Genomic DNA, 25,401 nt, shown 5'->3' on the forward strand with positions numbered 1-25,401 from the left:
CCTCAAAATTCGGGGGATGAACATTATCCCTCTTCCAGCCTTTCGCGATAACTACATCTGGTTGTTGCACGACGAACGGCACGCCGTAGTGGTCGACCCTGGCGATGCCCAACCGGTCGTGGAGGCGCTCGAGCGACTGCAGCTATCGCTGTCCGCGATCCTGATCACCCACCACCACCCCGATCACATCGGAGGCCTGGCCGCATTGCTCAGCCGTTGGCCGGTACCGACGTATGGTCCGGCGAACGAGGCGATAAACGGCGTGAGCCATCCAGTAAGCGAAGGCGACATTGTCCGCCTTGCACAGCCGGGCATCAGCCTGCGCGTCATGGAGGTCCCGGCCCACACGGCCGGACACATCGCATTCCTGGCCGATCAGGCCTCGCCCGGGCTGCTGTTCTGTGGCGATACGCTGTTCTCAGCGGGCTGTGGCCGGCTGTTCGAAGGTTCGCCGGCGCAGCTTGCCGAAGCGCTGGCCCGCTTTGCCGCCCTCCCCGCAGACACTCGTGTCTATTGCACGCACGAATACACTTTGTCCAACCTCGCCTTTGCGCGTGCGGCAGAGCCTTCCAACCCGGCCAGGGACGCCTACCAGCAACGCTGCGAGACGCTCAGGGCGCGTGGCGAACCCACGCTGCCATCGACCATCGGCCTCGAGCGCGACATCAACCCCTTCCTGCGCCCTCATATCACCGGGGTCATCGATGCCGTGACTGCGCAGAGCGGGCAACGGCCGGTGGACAGCACCGCCTGCCTGGCGGCACTGCGGGCATGGAAGGACAATTTCTGAGCCGCAGGCCACGCCCATGCCCCGTTCCCCTCGCCTGTGCCCTGCAGCCCCCGGCGCGCAAACCCGCCGCATCCTGATGGCCACCGTGCTTGCGGCCTTCTGCCAAGCCCCCCTGGCACAGCAGCACCCGCCCACGGATGCGCCGGTTCAGGCCATTCCCGCCGCCCAGGACGAAGCTGAGGCTCAGATCGAGGACGAGATCGTGGTCGAGCGCGTGCTGACACTCGACCTCACCCGCGACGCCAATGACATCTGGGACAGGATCAGGCGCGGCTTCGGCATGCCGGACCTGGACAGCCCTCGGGTGATGGACCAGCAGGCCTTCTACCTGAACCGACCGGGCTTTCTCAAGCAGGTCTTCGGCCGCGGCGGGCGCTATCTGTACTACATCGTCGACGAGCTCGAGCGCCGCGGCATGCCGACCGAGATCGCCCTGCTGCCTATGGTCGAGAGCAGCTTCAACCCGATGGCCTACTCATCGGCCCACGCCTCCGGCCTGTGGCAGTTCATTCCATCCACGGGGCGTTACTTCAACCTCACCCAGGATCAATGGGTCGATGAGCGCCGCGACGTGATCGCATCGACCAACGCCGCGCTCGACTACCTTCAACGCATCTACGAGATGCACGGCGACTGGCACCTCGCCCTGGCCTCGTACAACTGGGGGGAAGGCTCTGTACAACGCGCACTCAAGCGCAACGCCGAAGACGGTCTTCCCCTCGAGTACACCCACCTGCGCATGCCTGAGGAAACGCGCAACTACATCCCGAAGCTGCAGGCGATCAAGAACATCGTCAACGAGCCCGAGCTGTTCCATTTCGAGCTGCCTTACGTTGCCAACGAGCTCCACTTCGTCACCGTCGACGCCCCCGTCGGTGTGGACCTGGCCACCGCCGCCCGCCTCTCCGACATGCCACTGGACGAGTTCCTGGCCCTGAACCCCGGTTTCAATCGCCCGGCGATCACCACGCCGGGGCAGACCTTCATCGTCCCCACCGACCGTGCAGAACGCCTAGAGGAAGGCCTGGCCGAACTCGAACGCAGCGGCAAGGGCTGGCGCATGCACACCGTGCGCGCGGGGGAGTCGATCGATGCGCTCGCACGCCAGCATGGCCTCACGCCGGCCCAACTGCGACGCCTCAACGGCCTTGCCGCCGGTGCCACCCCACGTCCGGGTCATGCCCTTCTCGTACCCGACGGGGTGGAGCCCGAGGGCGCACTCGAGGTCAGCGCGCTGCTGCCTTTTGCCAATGCCGCCCCCAGCCGCCAGGGCTTGAAGCTCAAACCTGCCGGTGCAGGTCAGCCACAACTCAAGTCCACTTCGAACCGTCCGCGCGCCAGCACCACCCCCCGCTCCGGCAGCCGCACGCGCTGATCAGGCGCCGAAGCGGGGCCAATGGCAGCGCACGCGGTGGCCCTGCGACATCTCGGTCACCTGGGGATAGCTCAGCCGGCAGACATCGGTGGCATGTGCGCAGCGCGGGTGGAAATGACAGCCTGCCGGCGGCGCAAGCGGGGATGGCAGGTCGAGCGCTGCCGTTGCAGTGTCAGCGCCGCTGTCTTCCGCGCTTTCGGCATCGATGCGTGGAACCGCGGCCATCAGGCTGCGGGTGTAAGGATGGGTGGGCGCCGACAGCACGCGTTCGACCGGTCCCTCCTCGACGATACGACCGAGGTACATCACCGCCACCTCGTCGGCGAGGTACTCCACCACCGCCAGGTTATGAGTGATGAAAAGATAGGCCAGGCCGTGCTCACGCTGCAGCTCACGCATCAGGTTCAGCAACTGTGCCTGCACCGATACATCGAGCGCGCTGGTCGGCTCATCGCAGATCAGCACCCTGGGCGCCACCGCCAGCGCACGTGCCACCGCAATGCGCTGGCGCTGGCCGCCGGAAAACTCGTGCGGGTAGCGCCAGCGCATGTCGGGATCCAGGCCAACGCGTTCGAGCAGGCCATCCACCTGTTTCCGGCGCTGGCGCGGGTCGCCACCGAGCGCGAGCGCATTCATGCCTTCCTCGATGATGTCACCGACCCGCATGCGCGGATTGAGAGAGGCAAAGGGGTCCTGGAATACCATCTGCACTGCGCGGCGCAAAGGGTGCAAGGCCTGCTCCGGCAAGGCGGTAATGTTCTCGCCATCGAGCAGGAACTCGCCGGCCGTGGCCTCGACCAGCCGCAGGGCGGCCTTGCCGACGGTCGTCTTGCCGCAGCCAGACTCGCCGACAAGGGCAAGCGTACGGCCGGCATACAGGCGCAAGCTCAGACCATCGACGGCCTTCAGTTCGGCGACCTTGCGCTTGAGCACACCCTTGCGCACGGGGAAATGGACCGAGAGATCGCGAATCTCCAGCACCGGCTGCCGGCTGCGCGCGCCCTCGGCGACCGCGGTCAACGCCTGTGCGGGCACGAACGGCCGCGGCACGCTGACGCCCTCGTACAGGTGGCAGCGCACCGCCTGCTCGCCGAGCCTGTGCCAACCCGGCGCCTCCTCGTCGCAGCGATCGAAGGCCATCGGGCAACGCTCGGCGAAGCGGCAGCCCTGGAACACCCTGTCCAGCCCGGGCACGCTGCCCTCGGGCGCCTCCAGTGCGGCCCCGCGGCGGTCGGCGCCCGGCAAGGCGGCAAACAACTTGCGCGAATACGGATGCAGCGGCGCAGCAAAGAAGTCCGTGCGCGCGCCGGTCTCGACAATCTCGCCCGCGTACATCACCCCCACCGTGTGGGCCACGCGTGCGACCACACCCAGGTCATGAGTGATGAGCAGCATGCCCATGCCGCGCGCACGCTGGATCGCGACCAGCAGATCGAGCACCTGGGCCTGGATGGTGACATCCAGCGCCGTCGTCGGCTCGTCGGCAATCAGTAGCTGAGGCCGGCCGGCAAGCGCGATGGCGATCATCACGCGCTGCTTCATGCCGCCCGAAAACTGGAAGGGGAAATCGCGGAGGCGGCGTGCAGGATCAGGGATGCCGACTGCCTCGAGCAGGCCGCAAGCCTCGTCCGCCAAAACCACACCCGGCGGGCAGTGACGGGCGAGCGCCTCCATGATCTGTGCGCCGACGGTCATCACCGGATTGAGGCTCGTCGACGGTTCCTGGAAGATCATGCCGATGCGCCCGCCGCGCACTCGCCGCATCGCGGCCTCGGGCAAGGCCAGCACGTCCTCGCCTGCGAGATGTACGCTGCCGCCGCAGATCTGCCCGGTGTCCGGCAACAGGCGCGCCAGCGCCAGTGCGGTCATCGACTTGCCGCAACCCGACTCGCCCAGCAGGGCGAAAGTCTGACCCTGGCGGATGGAAAAGCTCACCCCATCGACGGGGCGGATCTCGTCGTCGCCGCGCGCGATCGCCACGCGCAGGTCCGTCACCTCGAGCAGGGGCGCGCCGTGGCTGGCGCACGCGCCTGCGACGGCGGCGCTGGATACGGAAAGGCTCATGCAGACCTTACGGACAGTTCACGAAACAAGGGCCGCTGATGCGGCCCTCTGATCACGATCCTCAGTGGTGATGACCACCGGCCCCATGCACGTGACCGTGGCTGATCTCCTCCGCGCTTGCGGCGCGGACTTCGGCCACCGTGACGTCGAACACGAGCGCAACCCCAGCGAGCGGATGGTTGCCATCGACCACCACCTTGCCGTCGGCGATGTCGGTGATGCGATAGACGAGGTCCTCCTCGCCATCCTCGGACACACGCTCGAAGCTCATGCCGATCTCGATGTTATCGGGGAACAGCTTGGCATCCTCGACCAGGATCAGCTCTTCGTCGTAGTCGCCGAAAGCGTCTTCCGGCTGCAGTTTGACCTGCAGCTTTTCGCCAACCTTCTTGCCGTGCAGGGCCTCTTCGAGCACCGGGAAGATGCCGTCGTAGCCGCCATGCAGATAGACCAGCGGGTGCTGGCCATCGTCGATGACGGCGCCGTCCGGGTCGCGCACGGTGTACTGCAGCGTCACGACGCTGTTCTTGACGATCTCATTTTGCATTGCGGGATTCCAGTTCCTTGACCAATTCAAAAACCGCGGCGGCATGGCCGCGAGGCATCACATCGTAGAGTGCGTGGCGGACCCTGCCTGCCTTGTCGATGATGAAGGTCGACCGCCGCACACCCATCTTCCTGACTCCGTCGACTTCCCGCTCCTGCCAGACCTTGTAGAGCCGGCAAGCCTCGGTGTCCGTATCCGACAACAGGCGAATCGACAGGCCTTCCTTGTCGCGGAACTCGGCATGCGTCAGACAATCGTCGGGGCTCACGCCCACCACGATGCAGTCGTAGCGGGCAAACTCGTCCTCATGGTCGCTGAAATCGGCGGCCTGGAGCGTGCAACCCGGCGTGTTGTCACGGGGATAGAAATAGAGCACCACATTCTGCTTGCCGACCTGCGACGCGAGGTCGAAAATTTCCATGTCGGCATCCGGCAGTGAAAACGCGGGGGCGATGTCTCCGCTCTGCAGCATGTGTTCTCCCTGATGTGGAGGGGATTCTAGCCGAGACACCCGGCCAGCACTACCGGCGTGGAGGTTGACTTGCGATTGGTTCAGCACTGAGAACTCCTCCCTGGCTTGTTGTCTCGCTTCGGGGTGCCGCCTGCCGACACCATGGAGAAGCAATAGCCCAGATCTGGCCCGGGCTCAAGACGCAGCGCATCATTGCATGGGCGCGGGGCCGGCAATCGATCATCTGCCGCACGGCTACAGAGGGGGCCCATGCCCGAATTCACATACCCCGAGAACCCAGCCCCCGAGGCTCCACCGCCACGCCCTCTCGTCGTCTTGCCCGCAACCATGCGGGCCATGGTGCTCGAGCGCAGTGGCGAACCTCTGCGCGCTCGGGCGCTCGCTCTGCCCCGACCTGGACACGGGCAGGTTCTGCTGCGGGTCGAAGCCTGCGGAGTCTGCCGCACCGACCTGCACCTGGTCGACGGAGAACTACCCGACCCGCCGCTGCCGATGATCCCCGGACACGAGATCGTCGGACGAGTCGCCGCCCTCGGCACGGGGGTGAGCGGCTTGGCACCCGGCCAGCGCATCGGCGTACCCTGGCTGGGTTGGACTTGCGGCCGGTGCGATTTCTGCACCAGCGCACGCGAGAACCTGTGCGACGAAGCGCGTTTCACCGGCTATCAGATCCAGGGCGGCTATGCCGAATACACCGTGGCCGACGCCCGCTACTGCTTTGCGCTGGACGATGCGCTCGATGCCGCCGAAGCCGCGCCGCTGCTGTGCGCGGGCCTGATCGGTTACCGCGCGCTGGGCCTGGCCGGCGCAGCGCAGCGCATTGGGCTGTACGGCTTCGGTGCAGCCGCCCACATCATCGCCCAGGTGGCACGCTGGCAGGGCCGCGAGGTGTATGCCTTCACGCGCGTCGGCGACACCGCCAGCCAGGCCTTCGCGCACCATCTCGGCGCGACATGGGCCGGTAGCGCTACCGACAAGCCGCCCCACCCTCTCGATGCAGCGCTGATCTTCGCCCCTGCGGGCGAGCTCGTACCCGCCGCCCTGCGTGCGCTGGCCAAGGGCGGCACGGTGGTGTGCGCGGGCATCCACATGAGCGACATTCCGTCCTTTCCCTACGACATCCTGTGGGGCGAGCGCCGCATCGTGTCGGTAGCCAACCTCACCCGCAGCGATGGCGACGCCTTCCTGGCGCTTGCCCCTCGCGTACCTGTCCGTACCGAGATCACCCGTTTTGCGCTCGAAGATGCCAACCTGGCGCTCGAACGGCTCAGGCGTGGCGAGCTTCAGGGCGCAGCCGTGCTCGTGCCCTGAGCGCACATCGCACACCGCAGGATTGATGCGGGTCGGCGCACGGTTGACCGTGATGCTTGCCATTGGCACACAACTGTTTAAAATTACAGCCAGCTCATGGAGGCCGACATGTCTGCCCGCAACGAAACCCTTACCGCACGCCAGCAGGAAATCCTCGACTTCATCCGCAGCACCGTCGAGTCCGAAGGCCGCCCGCCCACCCGCGCCGAAGTCTGCACCGCGTTCGGCTTTCGCTCGCCCAACGCGGCCGAAACCCACCTGCGCGCACTGGCCGCCAAAGGCGCAATCCTGCTCGAGGAAGGTCGCGCCCGCGGCATCCGCCTGGCCGAAGCACTCGGCCTGCCACTGGTCGGACGAGTGGCTGCAGGCAGCCCCATCCTTGCCGCCGAGCATGTCGAGGCCCGCTATCAGCTCGACGCCTCCCTGTTCTCGCCCAAGGCCGACTACCTGCTGAGGGTGCGTGGCATGAGCATGCGTGATGCCGGCATCCTCGACGGCGACCTGATCGCCGTTCACCGCAGCAGCGAGGCCCGCAACGGACAGATCGTCGTTGCCCGCGTCGAGGATGACGTCACCGTCAAGACCCTGCAGCGCAAGGGCGCAGTGGTCGAGTTGCTGCCCGCCAACCCGGATTACACACCCATCGTGGTGGACACCCGGCGCGACGAACTCGTCATCGAAGGGGTCATGGTCGGCCTGATCCGCAAGGATCACTGAGCCCCCGTCACCCAGCGGCTTTAGTCTCATCGTGCCGTCCTGCCCGCATCGCTCCCAATGGCTGCATCCCTGCGCCACGCCCCCTCTGCTGCGCCGCTGGCGGCCGTACTCGACGCCCTGCCCGCCGGCAGCGTCTGGCAGGCCAGCCGGATTGCCGACCATGCAGACACCTGCCATCCGAGCGGTTTCGCCGCGCTCGATCGTGAACTGCCCGGGGGTGGCTGGCCGGCTGGCGCGCTGATCGAACTGCTGCTCGACCAGCCCGGCGTGGGCGAGTTATCCCTGCTGCTGCCGCTGCTCGGCGGCGCCCCTGCCGAGCGCTGGATCACCCTGGTCTCCCCGCCCTTGCTACCCTATGCACCCGCCCTCGCCGACGCTGGCGTCGCCCTCTCGCGGCTGTTGCTGGTTCGCCCGCCTCAAGCCAGAGATGCCGTATGGGCTGCACGCCAGGCAGCAGCCTCCGGCAGCTGTGCAGCCGTGCTCGCCTGGCTGCACATGCCGGACAACACGGCGCTGCGCCGACTGCAACTGGCGGCCGAGGCAGGCGCCACACCATTGTTCCTGTTCCGTCCCCTCGCTGCCGCCCGCCAGTCCTCGCCTGCGGCGCTGCGCCTGTGCCTGACACCCGCGGCCGGCCAGCTCCGGGTCGATATCCTCAAGCGTCGCGGCCCGCCCTTGGCACGCCCGCTCCTGCTGCCGATCCGCTGACGGGCTCCGCCTTTCGCCATGCTCTGGCTCGCCATCCTGCTGCCCGACCTGCCGCTCCAGGTCTTCACCCGTGGCCTGCGCGACGTACCGGCCATCGCCATCACCGCCGACAAGCCTGGCGCGCCGCTGATCGCCGCCAGCGCATCCGCGCAGGCAGCCGGCATCCGTCCCGGGCAGCACGCAACAAGCGCAAGCGCACTGTTGCCCGAGCTCCGCCTGCATGCACGCGTGCCACGACGCGAAGCCGAGGCGCTGAACGAGATCGCAAGCTGGGCAGGACGTTTCACCCCACGCGTAAGCCTGTCCTCTCCGGATGCGGTACTGCTCGAGATCGCCAGCTGCCTGCGCTTGTTCGGCAGCGTTCATGACATCACCACCCAGGTTGCCAGCGGCCTCGCCGCACTCGGCTTTCATGCACGCATCGGCCTTGCCCCCACCCCCCTGGCCGCACGCTGGTTCGCCCGCTGCGGGCGCCCCGCTGGTGAGGACTGGCTGCAGGCCATCGACCAGCTGCCACTGTCCGTTCTCGAGGACGAAGCCGCTTGCGACGCCGACACCCGGGCCCTGCTCGCCGGCCTTGGCCTGCACAGCCTCGGCGAGGCCCGCGACCTGCCTGCAGCCGGGCTGGCGCGCCGCGGCGCCCAGGCAGTGCGCCACTGTCTGGCGCGCGCACGCGGCGAGATGCCCGACCCGCGTCCCTGGTTCGAAGCGGCAGATACCTTCAGCCACGGTCTCGAGTTGCCGGCACCCACCCATCACAGCGAGGCCTTGCTGTTCGCCGCCCGCCGACTGCTTGCCAGCCTGGAAGGCTGGCTGCAGGCGCGACACGCCGCCATCGACCATTGCCAGCTGATCCTCGAGCATGCACATCGCCCCCACAGCAGGCTCGAACTGGTGCTCGGCCAGCCCTGCAGGGATACCGCTGGCCTGCTGACGATCCTGCGTGAGCAACTGGCCCGCCTGGTACTCGAGGCGGACGTCGGCGCCCTCAGGCTGATTGCCGATCGTCCGCTGGCCGCCATTGCGCGCACAGGCGTGCTGTTCGATGACGTCGGCACCCTGCGCGAGCAGGCCGTCCTGCTGCTCGACCGCCTGCGCGCCCGTCTCGGCCAGTCCAGCGTCCACCTGCTTGCCTCCCAGCCCGACCACCGTCCGGAGTCGGCCTGGCGCCAGGGCGATGCAAGCTGCGCCGGCAGTCCCGCACAACACACCTGCAGCGCACACGCGAACCCCCTCGCACGCGAACACAAGGGGCTGCACGTCCGTCCGCTGTGGCTGCTGCCGGAGCCAAAGCCCATCGAGCGCGCAGACTACGTCCTGCTGAGCGAGGCCGAGCGCATCGAGTGCGGCTGGTGGGACGACCATCCGGTGCACCGCGACTACTACCTCGCAAACAACACGGGCCAAGCCCTGTGCTGGATTTTCCAGGCGCTCGACCCGCCCGGGCGCTGGTTCCTGCATGGTTATTTCGCCTGAGCAACGCGACAACGGGCGATGTCATGCAGGAGATAGCAAGTGGCGGGGACGGGCGTAGTACACTTTGTCCCCTCCCCCTTTTTACCCTCCACCCAGTATCTTCTGTGCTTCCGACTGCAATCCAGGATCCTGCAAGCACAAACCGACAACCGACGATGCCCCAGCCCCAACAGCCGAGCCCTACCCCGACCGCCCCCTCCTCTTCACGAGCCACCGATCATGCGCAGGATGCTGTGCTGGCAGGCGATCGCAGCCGCAGACGTGCGCTGTTCTGCCTGCTCCTTTGCCTGGTCGCTCTGCCCGCATCGTGGCTGATCTTTTCCGAGCTCGATCGCTTGTGGCCCGAAATCGCCACACTCGAAGGGCCCACCTTCATGGCTGCGACCACCCTGCTCGGCGCTGCCATGGCCCTCGGACCGCTCGCTGCCGCCATCGGCTTCCTGCTTGCCGTCTGGTTCGGCGTCGATAGCGTCTACCAGCCGCGTCGCCATCCCTCGCCCGCACTCGACCGCTTCATCGTCGGCGCCGGGTTGTTCGTGTGGTTCGCTCCCGCCGCCACTGCAGCGGCGATGGCCATCCAGGCCGTGCTGCGTGGCCGCATCCACTTCGTCCGCCCACCACGCGACTACCTGCTCGCCACCGATCCGATCGCATTCTGGCAAGGCGTCGGTTTCTGGCTGATCATGGGCGCCTTATTCGCGTTTCTCGCCTGGCGCTACTGGCGTCCGCGCCTGATCCCCAACGCGGCGTCCGAAGATTGACCGTAGCCGGCGCCACGTCCAAAGCCCCTTCGGCGCAGCCTTCGCCGGTTGCCCCGAGCGTACCGGGGGCGCTCGCCATCGGCAGACAGCTGCTGCACCACGCCTGGCCCGTGCTGGTCGCGCAACTGCTGTCGATGAGCATGATGGTGGCCGACACCCTCATCGCCGGCCACTACAGCACCAAGGACCTGGCCGCCGTCGCAGTCGGTAGCGGGCTATACATCTCGGTGGTAATGCTGCTGGTCGGCATCCTGCAATCGGTGGCGCCCACGGTCGCACACCATGTCGGCGCCGACCGTCATGACGAGATCGGTCCCGCCCTGCACCAGGGCTTCTGGCTGGCCCTGATGCTGGCCGTACCCGGAACCTTGCTGCTCGCCCACCCCGAGGCATTGCTCGCGCGCGTGGGCGTACCTGCGGACGTTGCCGCCACGGCGAGCAGCTACATGCTGGCTACCGCCTTCGGACTGCCTGCGGTGCTGCTGCACCGCACCTTCTACGCCTTCATCAACGCCCTCGGCCGGCCACGTGTGCTGATGGCGATCAGCTTCATCGCCACCAGCACGCACATCCCGCTGGCGTGGTTCCTCACCCATGGCCTCGGGCCACTGCCCGCACTCGGCGCCCTGGGCTGCGGCATCTCGACCGCACTCGTAAGCTGGCTCGGCTTCGCCTGCGCACTCGCCTACCTGTGGCGAACGCCGGTTTACCGGCGCTACCGCATCTTCGAGCGCTGGCAACCGCCACGTGCACGCGCAATCGGCAGCCTGCTCAGGCTGGGCGTACCGATGGGGCTGTCGACCTTCATCGAGATCACCTCATTCACCCTGATCGCGCTCTTCGTCGCCCGCATCGGCGCCGATGCAGTGGCGGGCCACCGCGTCGTCGCCAACCTCGCCGCCCTCGTCTATATGCTTCCGCTGGCGATGTCGATCGCCACCCTGGTACTGGTGGGCCAGGCAGCCGGTGCGCGCGACTGGGCGCGCGCACGTGCCACGGTGAGAGTCAGCCTGTGGCTCACCTGCGCATTTGCAGTCACCATCGGTATTGCGCTGTGGCTGGTGCGCGGGCCGGTGATTGCCCTCTCCACCAGCGATCCGGCGGTTCGCGCGGTTGCGCTCGGGCTCATCTTCTACATCTGCATCTACCAGCTCAGCGATGCCATTCAGACCGTCGCCGCCCACGCACTGCGCGGCTTCAAGATCACCCTTCTGCCGATGCTGCTGCACACCGTGTGCTTCTGGGGCATCGGCCTGGCAGGCGGCTACTGGCTGACCTACCACGTCGGCGCACGCACCGAGCAGCCCTCGGTAGCCGGGTTCTGGGAAGCCAGCGTGGCGGCGACGATCCTGGCTTCCGTCCTGTTCGGCCTGCTGCTGCGCAGCGTGCTGCGCCGCCATCGCGAACTCGACCCCGGGCGCTGAGCACCCGCGGCGCCAGCCCCCAGTCGGCCGCGCTCAGCGCCCCAGCCAGCCCTTGCGCAAGCGCCGTGCGCGCTCGCCACTGCGCGGTGCGAACCTGAGCACGTACCTGTCAACTGCCGGCGGGTCGAGCTCCACGCTGAAGCGCATCAGCTCATCACGACGGAAGGCGTGCAGCTCCACCCGATCGCCCACCTGCCTGCGCTTGAGTTGCGCCTCCAGGCCCTTGGGGCTCAGCCTGAGACCATCGAGCGCGATCAGCACGTCGCCCGCCGACAGGCCGGCACGCTGGGCCGCGCCGCCATCGAACACATTGGCGACGCGCACCTCGCCCTCACCCGCGGCCAGCTTGATGCCCAGGCTGGGGGCCTGGATGCTGGCCTCTGCGTCCAGGTCCACCCCGAACCCCTTGAGCAGGCGTTGCAGCGCCAGATCCTCCGTACCCTCGACCGTATGCTCAAGCCAGCGCGCCAGGCGCGCACCCAGGCCGGCACCGCCCACCTCGCGCACCGCCTGGTAAATACCGTCCTCGGCGACGCCGATACCGGTCTGGCCATGCTCGACCCACAGGCGGCGCATCACATCGTCCAGGCTGCGTTCGCCCGCACTGCCGGCGCGCAGCTGCAGATCAAGCGCGAGCGCGATCAGGGCGCCCTTGGTGTAGTAGCTGACGATGGCGTTGGGCGCGTTCTCGTCCTGGCGGTAGTACTTGGTCCACGCATCGAATGATGATTCGGCCACGCTCTGCTTGAGCCGACCGCTGCCGCGCATCACGTTCGACACCGTCTTGCCCAGCAAACCGAGGTAGTCCTCCGGATCGATCACGCCGCTGCGCACGAGCGCAAGGTCGTCGTAGTAGGACGTGAAGCCTTCGAACGCCCACAGCAGCCTGGTGTGGTTCTCGCGCGACAGATCATAGGGGGCAAAGGCGGCGGGCTTGATGCGTTTGACGTTCCAGGTGTGGAAGTACTCGTGACTGCACAGGCCGAGAAAGGACTTGTAGCCATCGGGCAGGCCCTGCATCCCTTTCCAGGGCAGATCCTCGCGCGCACACAGCAGCGCCGTCGAGGCACGATGTTCGAGGCCACCGTAGCCATCGCCGACCACCATGGTCAGGAAGGCGTAGTAATCCACTGGCGCCGGGCGACCGAACAGATCGATCTGCCAGGTGCAGATGCGTGCCAGGTCGGCGCACAGGCGTTCGAGGTCGCAGTCGTGGCGTCCGGTCAGCGCAATGTCGTGGGCGACACCCCCGGCCTCGAAGCGGGCCAGGCTGAAGCAACCCATTTCCACCGGGTGGTCGATGAGTTCGTCGTAGTCGGCGGCAAGGTAGCGCCCGAAGCGGCCGCTGCCCTCTCCGCCCGGGCGTCCATCTGCGGGCGGCAGGCTGGTGATCACCCGCCAGTCGGCGAATTCGGCGCCTTCCGGGCGCTCGATGGTGACTGCGCAGGGCATGTCGGTACGCCCCTCGACGGCGAGGAACACGCTGGTGCCATTGAAGAAACCATGCGTACGGTCGAGATGGGCGGAACGTACCGACAGATCCCAGGCATAGACCTCGTAGTGCAGCACCAACGGCTCACCGGCGACCGGGTGCGACACGCGCCAGCTGTGCTTGTCGAGCTTCTCGACCGCGCACGGTCGCCCGGCGCTCTCGGCACGCAGACGCACGATATTGCGCGCGAAGTCGCGGATCATGTAGCTGCCCGGAATCCACGCCGGCAGGCGGAACACCTGCCCGCTCGGGTTGGGGTCGGCCACTGTGCAGCTCACCGCAAACAGATGGGCGCCGGGGTTTGACGGGCAAATGCGGTAGGCGACCGCAGGATGAGGGGTTGGCATGCGCGTGGTGCTCCGCAGGCGAAGAAGTGGGAGGCAGAAAAATGCGAGCGTTGCGAAGCATACCCCCGCCCGGTCCTGCGGCTCCACTCGCGATGGCGCGCCCTGCGCCGGCAGGAAGCCCCTCGCTGGCGCATGCGATCGATGCAGGGCGGTGAACGACAAAGCCGGCGCGAAGGGCGCCGGCTTTGTCGTGGTGTGCTGGTGGGCGGTACTGGGATCGAACCAGTGACCCCTGCCGTGTGAAGGCAGGATTCTCAGTAAAATACAGTAAGTTCAAGTCTTCAACCCATTGTTTTGCCGCACTTTTTATAAGTTGAAGTAAGCCGTAGTTCATGGTAGTTTTCCGTACAATTTCCGTACGTAGAAACTCCTCATGACGAACGACATAACCACCGTGGGCGGCCGCAAGCGCCTCGACCCCCGCCGCGAACCCTATTGGCATCGAATCAATACCGGGAACTTTCTCGGCTTTCGCAAACTGGACGACGGCACTGGCACATGGATCGCCCGCCATCGCGACGACGCCGGCAAGCAGAACTATCGCGCCCTGGGAGACTTCCAGCGGTTCGACGAGGCCGAGAAGAAAGCACGCGAATGGTTTGCTCAGTGTGAAGGCGGATCGCCCGAGGTGGTCACGGTCGCCGAAGCCTGCCGGCGCTACGTAAAGGACCGTCTGAAGGAGAAAGGGAAGGCGACCGCGACAGACGCAGAGGGGCGTTTCCGCCGCACCGTTTATGAGGCACCCATTGGCAAGCTCGAACTACACTCGCTTCGTGCTGCGCATCTAACGGATTGGCGCAATGGACTGGTGGACATTGATGAGGAAGACGACGACCCGGATGCCGAGCGTAAAGCGAAGGATTCTGCGAACAGGACCCTCGCCTCACTCAAGGCCGCACTCAACCTAGCCTATCGCATGGGTCTCGTTTCTTCCACCGCCCAGTGGGATCGCGTGGAGAGCTTTCAGAGGGTGGGAAGACGCCGCGAACGCTTCCTGAACTTGGCTGAACGCAACAAGTTGATCAAGGCTGCCTCGCCTGCTCTTGAGCTCCTTCTGCGTGCAGTCGTGGAGACTGCCGCACGTCCAGGTGAGCTTGCAAGTGCGACAGTGGGAGATCTCGACCCGGCCGGCCTCCTTTCCGTGAACGGCAAGACCGGACGGCGCATCATCCCTCTTTCGCCAAAAGCACTCGCTCTCCTTAAGTCTTGCGCAGACGGTCGGCCGATGGATGCGCAGCTGCTGACTCGCCCAGACGGGAACCCCTGGACACGATTCGACTGGCGCGATGAAATGGGAAAAGCCCGCAAGATCGCCGGTCTGCCGGATGACGTGGTGCTCTACAACCTGCGCCACGTTGCCATCAGCGAAATGCTCATCGGCGGCATTGACGTGCTGAGCGTCGCCAGGGTTGCTGGCACCTCGGTGGCGATGATCCAGCGTCACTATGGACACCTTATCAAGGATGAAATCGTCGCCAAGCTGGCGCAAGTCAAGATGCTCTAGCAACGATCTCTGGCACCTCCCCTTGAAAGGCGGAGGTCGCTTGACAGACACAAGCCACGAAACCACAACAACCCCACTGCAATGGACCGCGCTCCTCATTTGAGAAAACTCATTTCACGAGTCAGCGTCACCAATCGAGGCCCTCTGTAAAGTTCGCTCCAACCCGATTGACTACGAGCTTCGGTCCTTGGCTACGGATCCAAGAGCGATTGCCTCAATCGTGATGAGCAGAATATCTAACAAGAGGAATCATCGATCATGACTAATGCGACTTGGAACCAACTGGCTATGAGTGTTGCGGATTTTTGCATGTCTCATTCCATCACCAAGCCTACTTTCTACGAGATGATCAAACGCGGCCTGGGCCCGAAAATCATGAAGGTTGGGGCTCGGACGCTCATCTCTACGGAGGCGGCAGCTGAGTGGCGGCGGAAAATGGAAGAAGGGGCCGAGCTCATGAAACCCCGGAACTCGCACTCGCGGGCGCGCTATTCTTAAAAAATAGCTTATTGAGTTTTTTCCGCAGGCTGCTTTAAGAAAGCCACCTTCTTAACTCCTACGGGAAATAATAGGAACCGGCAGCAATCGAAGTAAGCAGCACGCACGAAAAAGCTCGCGTAATTACATGCGAGCTTTTTTATTTCAACGGGCGTCACCATAGAGTAACGCGATTGCCGCCATTGGCACTACTTGCGCGACGTCGTGATTAAAACGGCCTGGCTACTCTAACGACGATCTAACCAGCAAGCGAAGTAAAGGCTTCTACCAGCTTTTCGAACCCGGATCTCTCCAGCCTTTTCACCATTATCATGTGCAGACTTCAAAACCGCTTAACGTCAAGTTGAGGTTAAGCGGTCCATGAGCAAATGAGCACACTCAGGCCACGAGGAGATCCGAAGCCTCGTCAAAGGTCATTTTTCCATCATTGACAGCTTTGGCGAAGCTCTCAAACTCTGCGACCAAATTTCTCATTCGGCGTGTCGCTCGTTTGTTCTCTGAAACACGGACCCACCGTTTTGCTCGAGTTGCATTTGCTGGAATCATTGGCCTGCCCATGCTGTCAAGATCCACCATCAGCAAGTAGACTCGAGTCGGCCACACCCACATTCCACCGCCGGAGCCTGACCTTACCACCACTACTGCACGTTCACCTGATTTCATAGCTGCACTCATAGATCACCTATTTGGAAGGAATGGATCTACGCAGCAGCCTTCATCCGTATCAAGCGTACAAAGGCGGGGTTGTACCCACATTTAGTTCCCCCAGCTTCGATGGCGGTCGATCTGTTTCTCGACTGCGTAGGCTATCGATCCGTTAAGCCTTCACTAAGCTGTTAACTCATCGGCGCGCTGATTGCACCCGGTGAGCCGCGTTGCTTTAAAAACTCAGCACTTCTTGCGACAGGGGTTAATAAAAAAATATTTGAGAACAGCTTACTATTTTTAAATCCATTCGTCAATTGTTTTTAAACCTAAGTTGACGCTATTTTATAACTTTACGGCACCGTATGGTTCCTCTCGTCTAGGCTTTTTTAAATCGGCTACGCCGACGGAACTCAGTCTGCTATGATTGTCAGCCCTAAACCTCAAAGAGTATGAAGCATGCTTCCCGACGAAGAGCTCAAGCAACTCGAAAAAGAGCGCGAGGAGATTGAGCGGCAGCGTAGGGAGCTTGAAGCGAAGATCCAGAGCCGGAAGCAAGAACTTAAGGCTGAGGCCATCAAGCAAGTCCTCACCCTTGTGAAGACCTTTGACCTGACACTGGAAGATTGCGGCTTCCGGTGCCCTTCACTTGAAGAGCGGGAACGGGCACGACCACCGATTAAGTTCGTGTCGCCTGACGGCCAGGTCAAATGGAGCGGCCGTGGGGTCGCACCCAAGTTCTTTCGGGACGCCCTAGACAGAGGCGAAGACCTGAGCATCTACTTGATAGAGAACCTGACGAAGGATTCCTCGAACTGAACTCAGACCCGGTTTCCAGCTCATCTTTTCGATTACAAGAAGGTCGGCGCGAAAACCCCGGCAAGCCAGATCCAACGGGCGCCCTCAGGCCCGGGCTGAGGACGGCTCGATCAGCCCCGCCCCCTCACTCCTCACGTTTCCCACCGCCTTCCCCACGGGATACACCGCGAGCGCCGCCTCGGGACACGGCCTCACCAGCGCCTGCACCTCGTCGGCCGCAGTCACCCCGTTCAACCACGCCCAGTAATCCCCCGGCGCCAGGATCACCGGCATGCGGTCGTGCAGCGGTCGCATCGCCGCGTTGGCCTCGGTGGTGACGATGGTGAACGTGTCGAGCGCCTCGCCGTCGGCCGGTCGCGTCCAGCGCTCCCACAGCCCGGCGAGCGCGAAGAACTCGCCCCCGACCGGGTGGATGTAGAATGGCTGCTTGCCGCCGCCCTCCTGGTCACTGAGTTGCTGCCACTCGTAGAAGCCGTTCGCCGGCACGATGCAGCGCCGGCGGCGGAACGCCGCCCGGAACGAGGGCTTCTCGGCGACCGACTCGCCGCGCGCGTTGATCAACCTGGTGGCGATCGCCTCATCCTTGGCCCACGAGGGCACGAGGCCCCAGCGCAGGCGGTGAATCACCCGTTCGCCGTTCGACCGCTGGCGCACCACCGGCAGCCACTGCATCGGCGCCGCGTTCCAGCGCGGCTCGAAGTCGAAGCCTTCGGGCACCGCGTCGAAGGCCTCGCGCAGGCGCGAGACCGGACCGTAGAGGGCGTAACGACCGCACATGCGCGCCCCCTCCCCGACTGCCTCAGTGCAGGGTGCCGGAAGGCGCGCCCTCGCCTTCCTTCACCGGCAGCAGATCCGTGAACCGCCCCTGCACCTCGGTGTAGTGCCGGAACTCCGGCGCCCCGACCGTGCGCTTCTTCTTGCTGATGCCCTTGGGCCTGATCGGCACCTGGGCGACCCACACGCCGTGACGGGTCTCGAGCGACAGGCTCACCACGTCGATCCGCCAGCTCGCCGGGCAGTCGGCCAGCGAGCCGTACTCGTCGAGGATCTCCTCGTAGCGGGCGACCTTGTCGGCACGCAGGCTGTAGGCCTCCATCAGCACGAACACGAAGTCGGCGTCGAGCTGCTCGGCGAGCAGCTTCACCGCGCGCGCCGCTGCGTCCTTGTCGCCCGGCGAGCGCATGACGAGCGCCGTGGGGATCGTGGCCCCGGTGGTGAAGTTGCCGACGAAGGCCATCGGCACGAGCTCCTCGCCCTGCTCGAGGAGTTCACGCGCCTTGCCGATCAGCGGCGCGATCGCCGCCTGGTAGCGTTCGGGGAGCTGGCTCATGTCGGGGTCCTCGCCGGGTTCAGCGCTCGCGGCGCATCTTCACCGCCGCCTCGTATTCGCGATCGAGCCCGGTCCCGGCGTCGCCCTTCGGGTCGAATATCCGGAAACCCACGTGCATGTACGCCAGCAGCGCCAGCCCGGAGAACTCGCCCTCGAGGTTCTCGAGCGTGTAGCGCACCGCCGGCTTGTTGATCTCGAGCCCATTGCGGCCGATCAACGCGATCTCCATCACAATCTGCCCGACCTTCGCCTGGTCGAGCGTGGCGAAGCGGTCCAGCGCCGCCTGCATGTACATCACCGCGTCCATGCGCAGCCCGCCGTCGACCGCCGCACGCATCTCCTCGTGACCGATGCGCGTGAGCGCCTCCTCGGCCATCTCGCCCGCCTGGTGCTCGGGGAAGCGCTTGACCACCGCCTTGTACTGCTCGGCCGCCTCCTTCACGTGCGACGGCCCGAGCGCCTCCAGGCACTGCGCGAGCCCGAGCTGCGCCCCCGGATCGGCCGGCGCCAGGCTCGCCGCCTGGCGGAAGAACGGCAGCGCCTCGGCCGCCCGGCCGGACCGCATCAGCACCGCCGCCAGGTTGCGCTTGGCGAAGGCGTTCTCGGGCTCGAGCTTGACCGCGTCGCGCAGCGCGTTGGCCGCCTCATCGGCGCGCCCGGTGCGCGCGAACGCTACCCCGAGCGCGATGAACGCGTTCGCGTGCGTGGGGTCGAGTTCGACCGCCCGCTGCAGCGGCGCCACCGCGTCCGCCGGCCGACCCAGCTCGGACAGGCACAGCCCGTGGCTGTAGGCGATCTCGGCGTCGTCGAGCATGCCGTCGAGCGCCTCGAGCACCGGCAGCGCATCCTCCAGGAAGCCGTTTTGCAGCAGCCCCAGCACGTAGGCCTTCGGCTCGACCCCACGCTCGGGGACCGCGACCACGCGCACGAACGCGTCATCGACCGCCACCACGGCCTGCCAGCCACGCGCCGCGTAGTCGAGCGCATAGCGTCCGATCACCGCCTGCTCGAACTCGGGCGTGCCACGCGGCGGCAGGCCCGCTGGGTCGAGGTCGTCGAGCGGGATCTGGAAGATTTCGGGGGCTTGGCGGGTGGTCATGACGATTCAATCAACAGGCGAGGGGAGTTCGGTGGCGGATTGTCGCACAGGAGGGCCAAGCCTTCCGGCCAAACCGGCCTTCTTCCAGCCCTCTGCCCCATTTACAAGGTCACTGCCGCAAGAATAGGCAAGCCTGTAAAACATACTTCCCGCCTGGGCTGCCATCGCTTATCCACAGGATCTCCCACATCCCTTTCCCCAGCGACTGGGGACAAGCAGGCCATCAAGAACGACGCGTTTGGCCGCCGGGACTGATCAGATGACTTGAGATGCCGAGGCGACCCGAGGCATGCGCGGCGAATGGGTTTGTGCTTTGTCAAGCACCTGCCGATCTTGCACCCAGGACCAGCAGGGCCTGGGTGCAAGCTGTTGGACCGGGGCCAGCTACTCATGGCAAAGGAGCCTGGACTCAAACCCCTTATCGCCACGGCCAGACGTCCTTGCTTCGAGGCCCTGAGCAGAGGTGCAATGGATCGACAGGTTCCCCGGTCCGGCGGGGTTCTCGGTAGTCGTCTTGGACCCCAGGCTTGAATGCATGGCTTCCGATGGGCCTCAGCAGCGGACGCCTGACGCATGAAGTCAGGCCGCAAGGTGCCGCACACGTGCCGTTCGTCCGTCAGGCGACGGCGAACGGCAGCCTCTGAATCCTGCGAACTCGAACTTCCGAGCCGTTGTTTTCATTCGCCGTTCGGATAATCCGGCGGCAGGTTCATGGGCACAGCAGCCATATAGCGGCGCTTCTATTATCCGTGCTTCATCCGAGTGAAGTGCGTCGCAACAAAGGGTAGACCGACTCCCGGCACGACATCTAGAATGCGCGGAGGTGCCCACCCTACTTGCACGCGAGTAAAAACAGGCAACGCAGCAACGACCGTCATATCTAGATTGACCTTCTCTTTTGAGCCTCGTCGTCGGGGACTTAAACGCGTGCACCTGACCCGAATCGATGAGGTTTGAGGAAAGGTTCATCATGACGATCAAGCAACTCGCATTCGACGCGCAGCAGCTCCTCCAAGCCCAAACCGGCACAACCTTCAGGCGCAGCCACATCTACGAGCTACTGGCCGCTGCTTTCGGTTTCAAATCCTACGCGTCCTTGTGCGCAGACCACGTATTCACGCACAGAAGTATCACCAGCCGACGCTCGGCCAAGCATGGCGAGTCCGTTGGGCGCCGCTGCCTGGAACTCGACTATCCTCCGGAAAGTGCTCTCCAGATCGCGCAGGTTCTTCCGGACTATCTCTCGGACCGGGACATCGGAGTCATCCGTATTACGAACCTCGTCGCCCGTCTGCAGCACGAAACCGGCAGCAACTCTTATGTGCATGACGACGAGTTCGGTGAAGACTCTGTGGGCGACGACGACACGTTTGCTCTGTGGTTCGACGGCGAATCCATCGCTTCACCGGTCCTGCTCGATGGACTGGCCACTGCCGCCGAAAAAGGCAACGCCAACGCCCATTACGCTTTGGCGCTCATCCACGCCTTACCTGACGATCCCTACGATGAACCTAGTGCCGGCAGTGACTATTGGTACAACGAAGAACGTAACGGCCGCGTGCTCGTCGGTGTCGAAAAGGAATGGGCAGACCAATATGCCGCAAGGCTTAGCGGTGCAGACAAGTATAAGCACCATCTCCGCGCAGCCGGCGTCCTCGGCCATGAGGTAGCCTTGCTCGAAATGGCTGAGCGTTTTGGCGATTCGACCTTCTTCGAGCGACCGCCCATCTATTACTCGGGTATCGATGCAGCCCATGCCGCTGATGTCGCCGAACATCTCGGCCGGGGCAAGGATGCTTGGCGGTGGCGGACGGAAGCCGCAAAACAGGGTGACACTGAAGCCATGCGCGAACTGATCGAGGGTTACGATCGGTTGAACCTGCAGCAGTGCTGGACGTGGTTCTATCTTGCCGAACTGCTCGGTACCGACCTGTCCGAGGACGAATATGAAGCCATCAACGAGGATGGCTCACCCTATGATGACGATGTCGGCGGGCCAGCCTACGTCGGCGGTCGGGGCGGCGTGGAACTGGAGCCGATCGATTACGAACAGGACATGGCTGCTCGACAGGCTGCAGCCGCGTTGTATGAGGCGATCGAGCCTAGTCACAACGCGGAGCCAAACGGCAGCCATGGATAAGTTGTCAGCGCGGGGCATCCGACAGATCTCGTAGCACAACGGCCGCTGAGATGATGACCCCCAGTCAACGTTCTATGGCCAACTGTGGCCGGAACGCACGTTCCGCCTGGGTCGATATCTGCCAATCAGCGCCAGCTTAGGTTGAATGGCAACTCGGTCCGTCGCCGACGGGCCGGGCCCGACCCCGTGCTGCCGTTCATTCAACCGAACGACCAATGACAAGTAACAGCATCAAGCCGCCGCCTGCTACGCAACGCTTACGAATAGCTAGCTGGCACGGCGGTAGCACAATTTGAATGTCGATGATGTAGGTCCGGGTAGTGCGGGCACCCGGGGACTATCACCTTTTGGCGACTGGTTTGCCGCTGGCGCTGCGCTGCCCGAATTGTAGGCCGCCTGCATCTCCTGCCACCTGCTGGCAGTGGAGGGGTAAGGTTAAGAAGTGGCTGACCCGCGAGGCGGATTGAAGCTCATGGCATGCGGTTGCAAACACCCTACTTGGGCTGAAACGCGATGATGCTCATGCCCGCCAGCGTCACCACTACACCGGCGACGTCCCAGGCGGAGGGGCGGATTCCGTCCACCGTCCACAGCCATAGGATGGCGACGCTGATGTACATCCCGCCGTATGCGGCATAGACGCGGCCGGAGGCCGCCTCATGCAGCGTGAGTAACCACGCGAAGGCCGCCAGGCTCACCGCCGCAGGCAGAAGTAGCCAAACCGAGCCCCCCTTCTTGAGCCACAGCCAGGGCAGATAGCAGCCGACGATCTCGGCCATCGCTGTGACGAAGTAAAGTAGCAATGTCCTCACGCGGCTCCTCCGGCAGGGCTTTCCCGAAGCCCGGCGTGGTGATAGATCTCGATCGTTGAGTGGACGATCTCCTCGTGCACCGCCAAGCGGCTCCTCACAGCGTCGGGGGTGCGTGCGCGGTCATGCGTCACCACCGCGATGGCCAGCACCGAGGTGGCCGCGTCGGCGATCACGTGAAGGTAGGCGGATTTGAGCTTGAGGCCGTGATGATCGTGACCGTGTCCGTGTGAGTGGCCGTGATGGTGAGCCTTGCCCGGGATCAGCGCACAAACGACGGTGACGGCCAAGCCCAGGATGGCGACCGCGATGGCCTCCTTGTACTGGATGGGTTGCGGCGACACGATGCGTTCGATCGAACCGATGACCATCATCACTGCCACGCCGAGCAGGAAGATGGCGCTGGCGAAGCCTCCGAGGATCTCGATTTTCCAGGTGCCGAAAGCGAAGCGCGGATCGTTCGCGCAGCGGCATAGGCCAGCGCGGCAGACACGCCGATCGCGAAGGTATGCGGGCTCATATGCCAGCCGTCGGCCAGCAGCGCCATTGAGTTGAACCACCAGCCTGCGGTGATCTCGACAACCATCGCAACGGCAGTGATCCACATCACCACCGAGGTACTGCTTTTGGCAAGCGCATTGCCGCCATCGAAGACGTGATCATGGGTCCAGGTGGACGGGTTCTCGGTGGGCACGGCAAGGCTCACTTGAGGTAGCTGCGCAGGACGCCTATCAGATCCTCGGCACCCTTGTGCGTCGGCATCGTCGGTCATTGCGGAGTCTCCGAGGTGGGTGCTGACAGACACTTAGAACACGTCAGCCATCGGCGCCGCGCACGAAGGCGATCTGGTGCAAGTTCGTGGTGTCGAGCGCACTCTACCTGGCCACGTATCCATGTGACCCCAGCACTCTCGATAGTCAGTGCCGCAAAGAGGCAAAGTTCAGCCCTTTCAGCAATGCGCCTTATCTGTCATGAGGTGCTACCTCCATTTGGCTGCACCCGCACATGGCAAGGCCAACGCTCGTCGTTCCGGCAGCTGACCGCACAAAGGTGGCGCCGCCATGCATTCGCGCGATCGCAGCTACGATCGCCAAGCCGAGCCCGTGATTATGGTCGCGATGTTCGCGGGCCCCATCAACCCGATAAAAGCGGTCGAATAGACGAGGCAAATGCTCCGGGGGGATGACAGGGCCCGTGTTGCTGACAGACAGGCAAATGCGGCCATCTGCGTCCTGCTTGATATCGACCTCGATCACCGATCCGCGCTCTGCAAAACGGGTCGCATTGGCGAGCAGGTTCGAGAGCGCACGCCTAACCAACCCAGCATCGACTGTGCCCATGCCGTCACCGCGTAAGCGCGCAGTCACGCCGGCCTCCTGCATTGACGCTTCGTGGAATTCGATGACCTCGGACACCAGTTCGGCCAGGCTATCCACACGGTGGCGACGGGCGCGCTCCCCGCGATCGGCCCGGGACAAGAACAACATGTCATTGACCAGCCCCGCTAAAAGTTGAAGATCCTCGAGGTTCGATCCGAGCACATCGCGCAGTTCGGCGACATCGCGCTGACGACTCAGAGCTAGCTCGGTCTCACCAATCAAGGTCGCCAGCGGTGTGCGCAGCTCGTGAGCGACATCGGCGTTGAACCCTTCCAGTTGTTGATATGCGCGGTTCAATCGAACCAGGAGCGCGTTGAATTGTGTGACCAACGGCTGAAGCTCCTGTGCCTGGGCGGAGCCGTCAAGCGGCTGTCCAACGCTTTCCGGGCTTAGGGCCGCTGCTTGTCGAGCCAGGTCGCGAACAGGCAAGAGCGCTCTACGAACGAGCCATGCGCCGCCCACTGAGATGGCCGCCGCTCCACCAAGGGCGCTCGCGAGTAGCGTCCAGGCCAACTGCTCCAAAAGCAGCGCGTCGGCGCTGCTGTCGAGCATCAATTCGGCGCGCAGCATGGTTGTGGGCGACCATGGCACGGAGATTTCGAACTCATCCCGCCGCAGGATTGCGCCGGGGCTTGAACGCGCCGGAGTTGCGTACAGAAGAGCGTCAGATCCCTGGATCAGCCGTAACTCGAGGTTGGCATGGCCCACAAAGAAGTCGTCGAGCTTGTGACGCAGGCTCGGCAACGCGTCCCGCGTTGCAATCTCGCCGACGAGATGGCGCACTATGTCCCGCTTGTGCCGCAGTTCGTCCGTCTGCTTGTTGGAGAGATTTAGACTCGCGCCCACGTAAACGATCGAGCAGACCAAGCCGAGCCCCAGCGAGGCCAGCACGGCGAGCCACCACGATAACCAGCAGCTAAGCGAACGCGGATTGCGCATTCTCAGGGCTTCCGGTCCTCAAGGACGTATCCCATGCCGCGCACGGTATGCAACAACTTCTTCTCGAAAGCGTCGTCGATCTTGCCGCGCAACCGGCGCACCGCAACTTCGACCACGTTCGTATTGCTGTCGAAATTCATGTCCCACACCTGCGCTGCAAGCGCGGTACGGGAAAGGACCTGCCCTTGCCGGCGCAGCAGCAACGTCAGCAACGTGAACTCCTTGGCGGTCAGGTCGAGGCGCTGCCCGGATCGTGACGCCTTGCGCCGAACCAGGTCGAGTTCGAGGTCCGCCAAACGGAGCACCGTTGAATCCTGGCTATCCGAGCGCAAGGCACCGCGCCGCAACAAGGCCTGCACGCGAGCGAGCAACTCGGACAGAGCAAACGGCTTCACCAGGTAATCGTCGGCACCCGCCTGCAGGCCTCTGACCCGATCCTCGACCTCGTCCCGCGCGGTCAGCATCAGGACGGGTACGTGTTTGCCCCGACGCAGTTCTTGCAAGACGGCATAGCCATCCAGCCCCGGAAGCATGACGTCGAGGAGGACGAGGTCGTAATGCCCTTCGGTCGCGAGATAGCGGCCATCCGTGCCGCTGTGCGCGACATCCACGATGTAATTGCTTTCGGTGAGCGCCCTGCGTAGGTATTCGGCGAGCTTGGGTTCGTCTTCCACAACCAGAATCTTCATGCAGCGATTATCGCGGAGATGCCGAAACCATCACATTACGAAATCGTAATCTGGCAGTTCGCGATT

Annotated in this window: 22 protein-coding genes and 1 pseudogene; 11 read left to right on the top strand and 12 right to left on the bottom strand. The window is 64.3% G+C overall.

Annotation, left to right across the window (positions count from 1 at the left end):
- Nucleotides 1–16 precede the first annotated feature (16 nt).
- Together gloB and P7F68_RS11720 are read left to right on the top strand one after the other, a co-directional pair.
- A complete protein-coding gene (gene gloB, locus P7F68_RS11715; RefSeq protein WP_277833272.1) occupies nucleotides 17–790 on the top strand; it encodes a hydroxyacylglutathione hydrolase in 774 nt (257 codons plus the stop codon).
- Nucleotides 791–866: 76 nt separating this feature from the next.
- Nucleotides 867–2,165 carry a transglycosylase SLT domain-containing protein gene (locus P7F68_RS11720; RefSeq protein WP_277833404.1) on the top strand — a complete coding sequence of 433 codons (1,299 nt, stop codon included), beginning with the start codon at nucleotides 867–869 and terminating at the stop codon, nucleotides 2,163–2,165.
- Here P7F68_RS11720 and P7F68_RS11725 read toward each other — a convergent pair whose 3' ends face one another.
- From P7F68_RS11725 to P7F68_RS11735, 3 genes are all read right to left on the bottom strand, one after another.
- Nucleotides 2,166–4,229, bottom strand: a complete 2,064-nt coding sequence (locus P7F68_RS11725; protein ID WP_270067919.1) for an ABC transporter ATP-binding protein — start codon at nucleotides 4,227–4,229, stop codon at nucleotides 2,166–2,168.
- 61 nt (nucleotides 4,230–4,290) lie between these two features.
- Nucleotides 4,291–4,776, bottom strand: coding sequence for an FKBP-type peptidyl-prolyl cis-trans isomerase (locus P7F68_RS11730; protein WP_002929884.1), 486 nt, complete (start codon nucleotides 4,774–4,776; stop codon nucleotides 4,291–4,293).
- Nucleotides 4,766–5,248 carry a peroxiredoxin gene (locus P7F68_RS11735; protein WP_002929883.1) on the bottom strand — a complete coding sequence of 161 codons (483 nt, stop codon included), beginning with the start codon at nucleotides 5,246–5,248 and terminating at the stop codon, nucleotides 4,766–4,768. The genes P7F68_RS11730 and P7F68_RS11735 overlap by 11 nt, the downstream gene beginning before the upstream one ends.
- A gap of 249 nt (nucleotides 5,249–5,497) precedes the next feature.
- On the opposite strand from P7F68_RS11735, the gene P7F68_RS11740 reads away from it, so the two are divergent.
- The 6 genes from P7F68_RS11740 (at nucleotide 5,498) to P7F68_RS11765 (ending at nucleotide 11,645) form a co-directional block, all read left to right on the top strand.
- Nucleotides 5,498–6,559, top strand: coding sequence for a zinc-dependent alcohol dehydrogenase family protein (locus tag P7F68_RS11740; RefSeq protein ID WP_277833277.1), 1,062 nt, complete (start codon nucleotides 5,498–5,500; stop codon nucleotides 6,557–6,559).
- A gap of 108 nt (nucleotides 6,560–6,667) precedes the next feature.
- Nucleotides 6,668–7,276 carry a transcriptional repressor LexA gene (lexA, locus tag P7F68_RS11745; RefSeq protein WP_198291779.1) on the top strand — a complete coding sequence of 203 codons (609 nt, stop codon included), beginning with the start codon at nucleotides 6,668–6,670 and terminating at the stop codon, nucleotides 7,274–7,276.
- A gap of 57 nt (nucleotides 7,277–7,333) precedes the next feature.
- Nucleotides 7,334–7,984, top strand: coding sequence for a translesion DNA synthesis-associated protein ImuA (imuA, locus tag P7F68_RS11750; RefSeq protein ID WP_002939623.1), 651 nt, complete (start codon nucleotides 7,334–7,336; stop codon nucleotides 7,982–7,984).
- Nucleotides 7,985–8,002: 18 nt separating this feature from the next.
- Nucleotides 8,003–9,460, top strand: a complete 1,458-nt coding sequence (locus P7F68_RS11755) for a Y-family DNA polymerase (protein WP_277833281.1) — start codon at nucleotides 8,003–8,005, stop codon at nucleotides 9,458–9,460.
- A 233-nt stretch (nucleotides 9,461–9,693) separates the two neighbouring features.
- Nucleotides 9,694–10,221 carry a hypothetical protein gene (locus P7F68_RS11760; protein ID WP_002939621.1) on the top strand — a complete coding sequence of 176 codons (528 nt, stop codon included), beginning with the start codon at nucleotides 9,694–9,696 and terminating at the stop codon, nucleotides 10,219–10,221.
- Nucleotides 10,218–11,645 carry an MATE family efflux transporter gene (locus P7F68_RS11765; protein ID WP_277833283.1) on the top strand — a complete coding sequence of 476 codons (1,428 nt, stop codon included), beginning with the start codon at nucleotides 10,218–10,220 and terminating at the stop codon, nucleotides 11,643–11,645. The genes P7F68_RS11760 and P7F68_RS11765 overlap by 4 nt, the downstream gene beginning before the upstream one ends.
- Before the next feature lie 33 nt (nucleotides 11,646–11,678).
- Here the strand turns inward: P7F68_RS11765 and P7F68_RS11770 are convergent, their stop codons facing one another.
- Nucleotides 11,679–13,484, bottom strand: coding sequence for a M61 family metallopeptidase (locus P7F68_RS11770; protein WP_277833286.1), 1,806 nt, complete (start codon nucleotides 13,482–13,484; stop codon nucleotides 11,679–11,681).
- A 373-nt stretch (nucleotides 13,485–13,857) separates the two neighbouring features.
- Between P7F68_RS11770 and P7F68_RS11775 the strand changes: the two genes are divergently transcribed.
- A complete protein-coding gene (locus P7F68_RS11775; RefSeq protein ID WP_277833288.1) occupies nucleotides 13,858–14,988 on the top strand; it encodes a tyrosine-type recombinase/integrase in 1,131 nt (376 codons plus the stop codon).
- A gap of 876 nt (nucleotides 14,989–15,864) precedes the next feature.
- On the opposite strand, the gene P7F68_RS11780 is transcribed toward P7F68_RS11775, so the two are convergent.
- On the bottom strand, nucleotides 15,865–16,149 hold the full coding sequence (locus tag P7F68_RS11780) for a hypothetical protein (RefSeq protein ID WP_277833290.1): 285 nt from the start codon (nucleotides 16,147–16,149) through the stop codon (nucleotides 15,865–15,867).
- Between the two features lie 441 nt (nucleotides 16,150–16,590).
- Between P7F68_RS11780 and P7F68_RS11785 the strand changes: the two genes are divergently transcribed.
- Nucleotides 16,591–16,950, top strand: coding sequence for an H-NS histone family protein (locus tag P7F68_RS11785; RefSeq protein ID WP_277833292.1), 360 nt, complete (start codon nucleotides 16,591–16,593; stop codon nucleotides 16,948–16,950).
- 84 nt (nucleotides 16,951–17,034) lie between these two features.
- Here P7F68_RS11785 and P7F68_RS11790 read toward each other — a convergent pair whose 3' ends face one another.
- From P7F68_RS11790 to P7F68_RS11800, 3 genes are read right to left on the bottom strand one after another with little or no spacing between them, the layout of a single operon-like run.
- The gene (locus P7F68_RS11790; RefSeq protein ID WP_002924890.1) at nucleotides 17,035–17,727 is read right to left on the bottom strand and encodes an SOS response-associated peptidase; all 693 of its coding nucleotides are present in this window, start codon (nucleotides 17,725–17,727) and stop codon (nucleotides 17,035–17,037) included.
- Nucleotides 17,728–17,749: 22 nt separating this feature from the next.
- Nucleotides 17,750–18,280, bottom strand: coding sequence for a hypothetical protein (locus tag P7F68_RS11795; protein ID WP_002924888.1), 531 nt, complete (start codon nucleotides 18,278–18,280; stop codon nucleotides 17,750–17,752).
- A 19-nt stretch (nucleotides 18,281–18,299) separates the two neighbouring features.
- Nucleotides 18,300–19,379, bottom strand: coding sequence for a tetratricopeptide repeat protein (locus tag P7F68_RS11800; RefSeq protein ID WP_277833297.1), 1,080 nt, complete (start codon nucleotides 19,377–19,379; stop codon nucleotides 18,300–18,302).
- Between the two features lie 970 nt (nucleotides 19,380–20,349).
- On the opposite strand from P7F68_RS11800, the gene P7F68_RS11805 reads away from it, so the two are divergent.
- A complete protein-coding gene (locus P7F68_RS11805) occupies nucleotides 20,350–21,519 on the top strand; it encodes a hypothetical protein (protein ID WP_002924883.1) in 1,170 nt (389 codons plus the stop codon).
- Between the two features lie 494 nt (nucleotides 21,520–22,013).
- Here P7F68_RS11805 and P7F68_RS11810 read toward each other — a convergent pair whose 3' ends face one another.
- The 4 genes and pseudogenes from P7F68_RS11810 to P7F68_RS11830 form a co-directional block, all read right to left on the bottom strand.
- A complete protein-coding gene (locus P7F68_RS11810) occupies nucleotides 22,014–22,298 on the bottom strand; it encodes a YnfA family protein (protein ID WP_222948386.1) in 285 nt (94 codons plus the stop codon).
- 29 nt (nucleotides 22,299–22,327) lie between these two features.
- A pseudogene (locus tag P7F68_RS19910) lies at nucleotides 22,328–23,100 on the bottom strand (cation diffusion facilitator family transporter).
- Between the two features lie 190 nt (nucleotides 23,101–23,290).
- Nucleotides 23,291–24,646, bottom strand: a complete 1,356-nt coding sequence (locus tag P7F68_RS11825; RefSeq protein WP_270068838.1) for a heavy metal sensor histidine kinase — start codon at nucleotides 24,644–24,646, stop codon at nucleotides 23,291–23,293.
- Nucleotides 24,647–24,648: 2 nt separating this feature from the next.
- Nucleotides 24,649–25,335 (bottom strand): heavy metal response regulator transcription factor, encoded by a 687-nt coding sequence (locus P7F68_RS11830; RefSeq protein ID WP_002924878.1) that lies wholly within the window; start codon nucleotides 25,333–25,335, stop codon nucleotides 24,649–24,651.
- Nucleotides 25,336–25,401: the final 66 nt, after the last annotated feature.

The sequence above is a fragment of the Thauera mechernichensis genome (assembly GCF_029588855.1).
GTDB lineage: Bacteria > Pseudomonadota > Gammaproteobacteria > Burkholderiales > Rhodocyclaceae > Thauera > Thauera mechernichensis.

Excerpts from the sequence above, each read along its gene's own strand:
- P7F68_RS11800 (WP_277833297.1), bottom strand. The coding sequence starts at position 19,379 with ATGACCACCCGCCAAGCCCCCGAAATCTTCCAGATCCCGCTCGACGAC.
- P7F68_RS11825 (WP_270068838.1), bottom strand. The coding sequence starts at position 24,646 with ATGCGCAATCCGCGTTCGCTTAGCTGCTGGTTATCGTGGTGGCTCGCC.
- P7F68_RS11720 (WP_277833404.1), top strand. The coding sequence starts at position 867 with ATGGCCACCGTGCTTGCGGCCTTCTGCCAAGCCCCCCTGGCACAGCAG.
- P7F68_RS11740 (WP_277833277.1), top strand. The coding sequence starts at position 5,498 with ATGCCCGAATTCACATACCCCGAGAACCCAGCCCCCGAGGCTCCACCG.
- P7F68_RS11730 (WP_002929884.1), bottom strand. The coding sequence starts at position 4,776 with ATGCAAAATGAGATCGTCAAGAACAGCGTCGTGACGCTGCAGTACACC.
- P7F68_RS11775 (WP_277833288.1), top strand. The coding sequence starts at position 13,858 with ATGACGAACGACATAACCACCGTGGGCGGCCGCAAGCGCCTCGACCCC.
- gloB (WP_277833272.1), top strand. The coding sequence starts at position 17 with ATGAACATTATCCCTCTTCCAGCCTTTCGCGATAACTACATCTGGTTG.
- imuA (WP_002939623.1), top strand. The coding sequence starts at position 7,334 with ATGGCTGCATCCCTGCGCCACGCCCCCTCTGCTGCGCCGCTGGCGGCC.
- P7F68_RS11785 (WP_277833292.1), top strand. The coding sequence starts at position 16,591 with ATGCTTCCCGACGAAGAGCTCAAGCAACTCGAAAAAGAGCGCGAGGAG.
- P7F68_RS11805 (WP_002924883.1), top strand. The coding sequence starts at position 20,350 with ATGACGATCAAGCAACTCGCATTCGACGCGCAGCAGCTCCTCCAAGCC.
- P7F68_RS11755 (WP_277833281.1), top strand. The coding sequence starts at position 8,003 with ATGCTCTGGCTCGCCATCCTGCTGCCCGACCTGCCGCTCCAGGTCTTC.
- P7F68_RS11780 (WP_277833290.1), bottom strand. The coding sequence starts at position 16,149 with ATGAAATCAGGTGAACGTGCAGTAGTGGTGGTAAGGTCAGGCTCCGGC.
- P7F68_RS11770 (WP_277833286.1), bottom strand. The coding sequence starts at position 13,484 with ATGCCAACCCCTCATCCTGCGGTCGCCTACCGCATTTGCCCGTCAAAC.
- P7F68_RS11790 (WP_002924890.1), bottom strand. The coding sequence starts at position 17,727 with ATGTGCGGTCGTTACGCCCTCTACGGTCCGGTCTCGCGCCTGCGCGAG.
- lexA (WP_198291779.1), top strand. The coding sequence starts at position 6,668 with ATGTCTGCCCGCAACGAAACCCTTACCGCACGCCAGCAGGAAATCCTC.
- P7F68_RS11830 (WP_002924878.1), bottom strand. The coding sequence starts at position 25,335 with ATGAAGATTCTGGTTGTGGAAGACGAACCCAAGCTCGCCGAATACCTA.
- P7F68_RS11725 (WP_270067919.1), bottom strand. The coding sequence starts at position 4,229 with ATGAGCCTTTCCGTATCCAGCGCCGCCGTCGCAGGCGCGTGCGCCAGC.
- P7F68_RS11735 (WP_002929883.1), bottom strand. The coding sequence starts at position 5,248 with ATGCTGCAGAGCGGAGACATCGCCCCCGCGTTTTCACTGCCGGATGCC.
- P7F68_RS11795 (WP_002924888.1), bottom strand. The coding sequence starts at position 18,280 with ATGAGCCAGCTCCCCGAACGCTACCAGGCGGCGATCGCGCCGCTGATC.
- P7F68_RS11810 (WP_222948386.1), bottom strand. The coding sequence starts at position 22,298 with ATGGCCGAGATCGTCGGCTGCTATCTGCCCTGGCTGTGGCTCAAGAAG.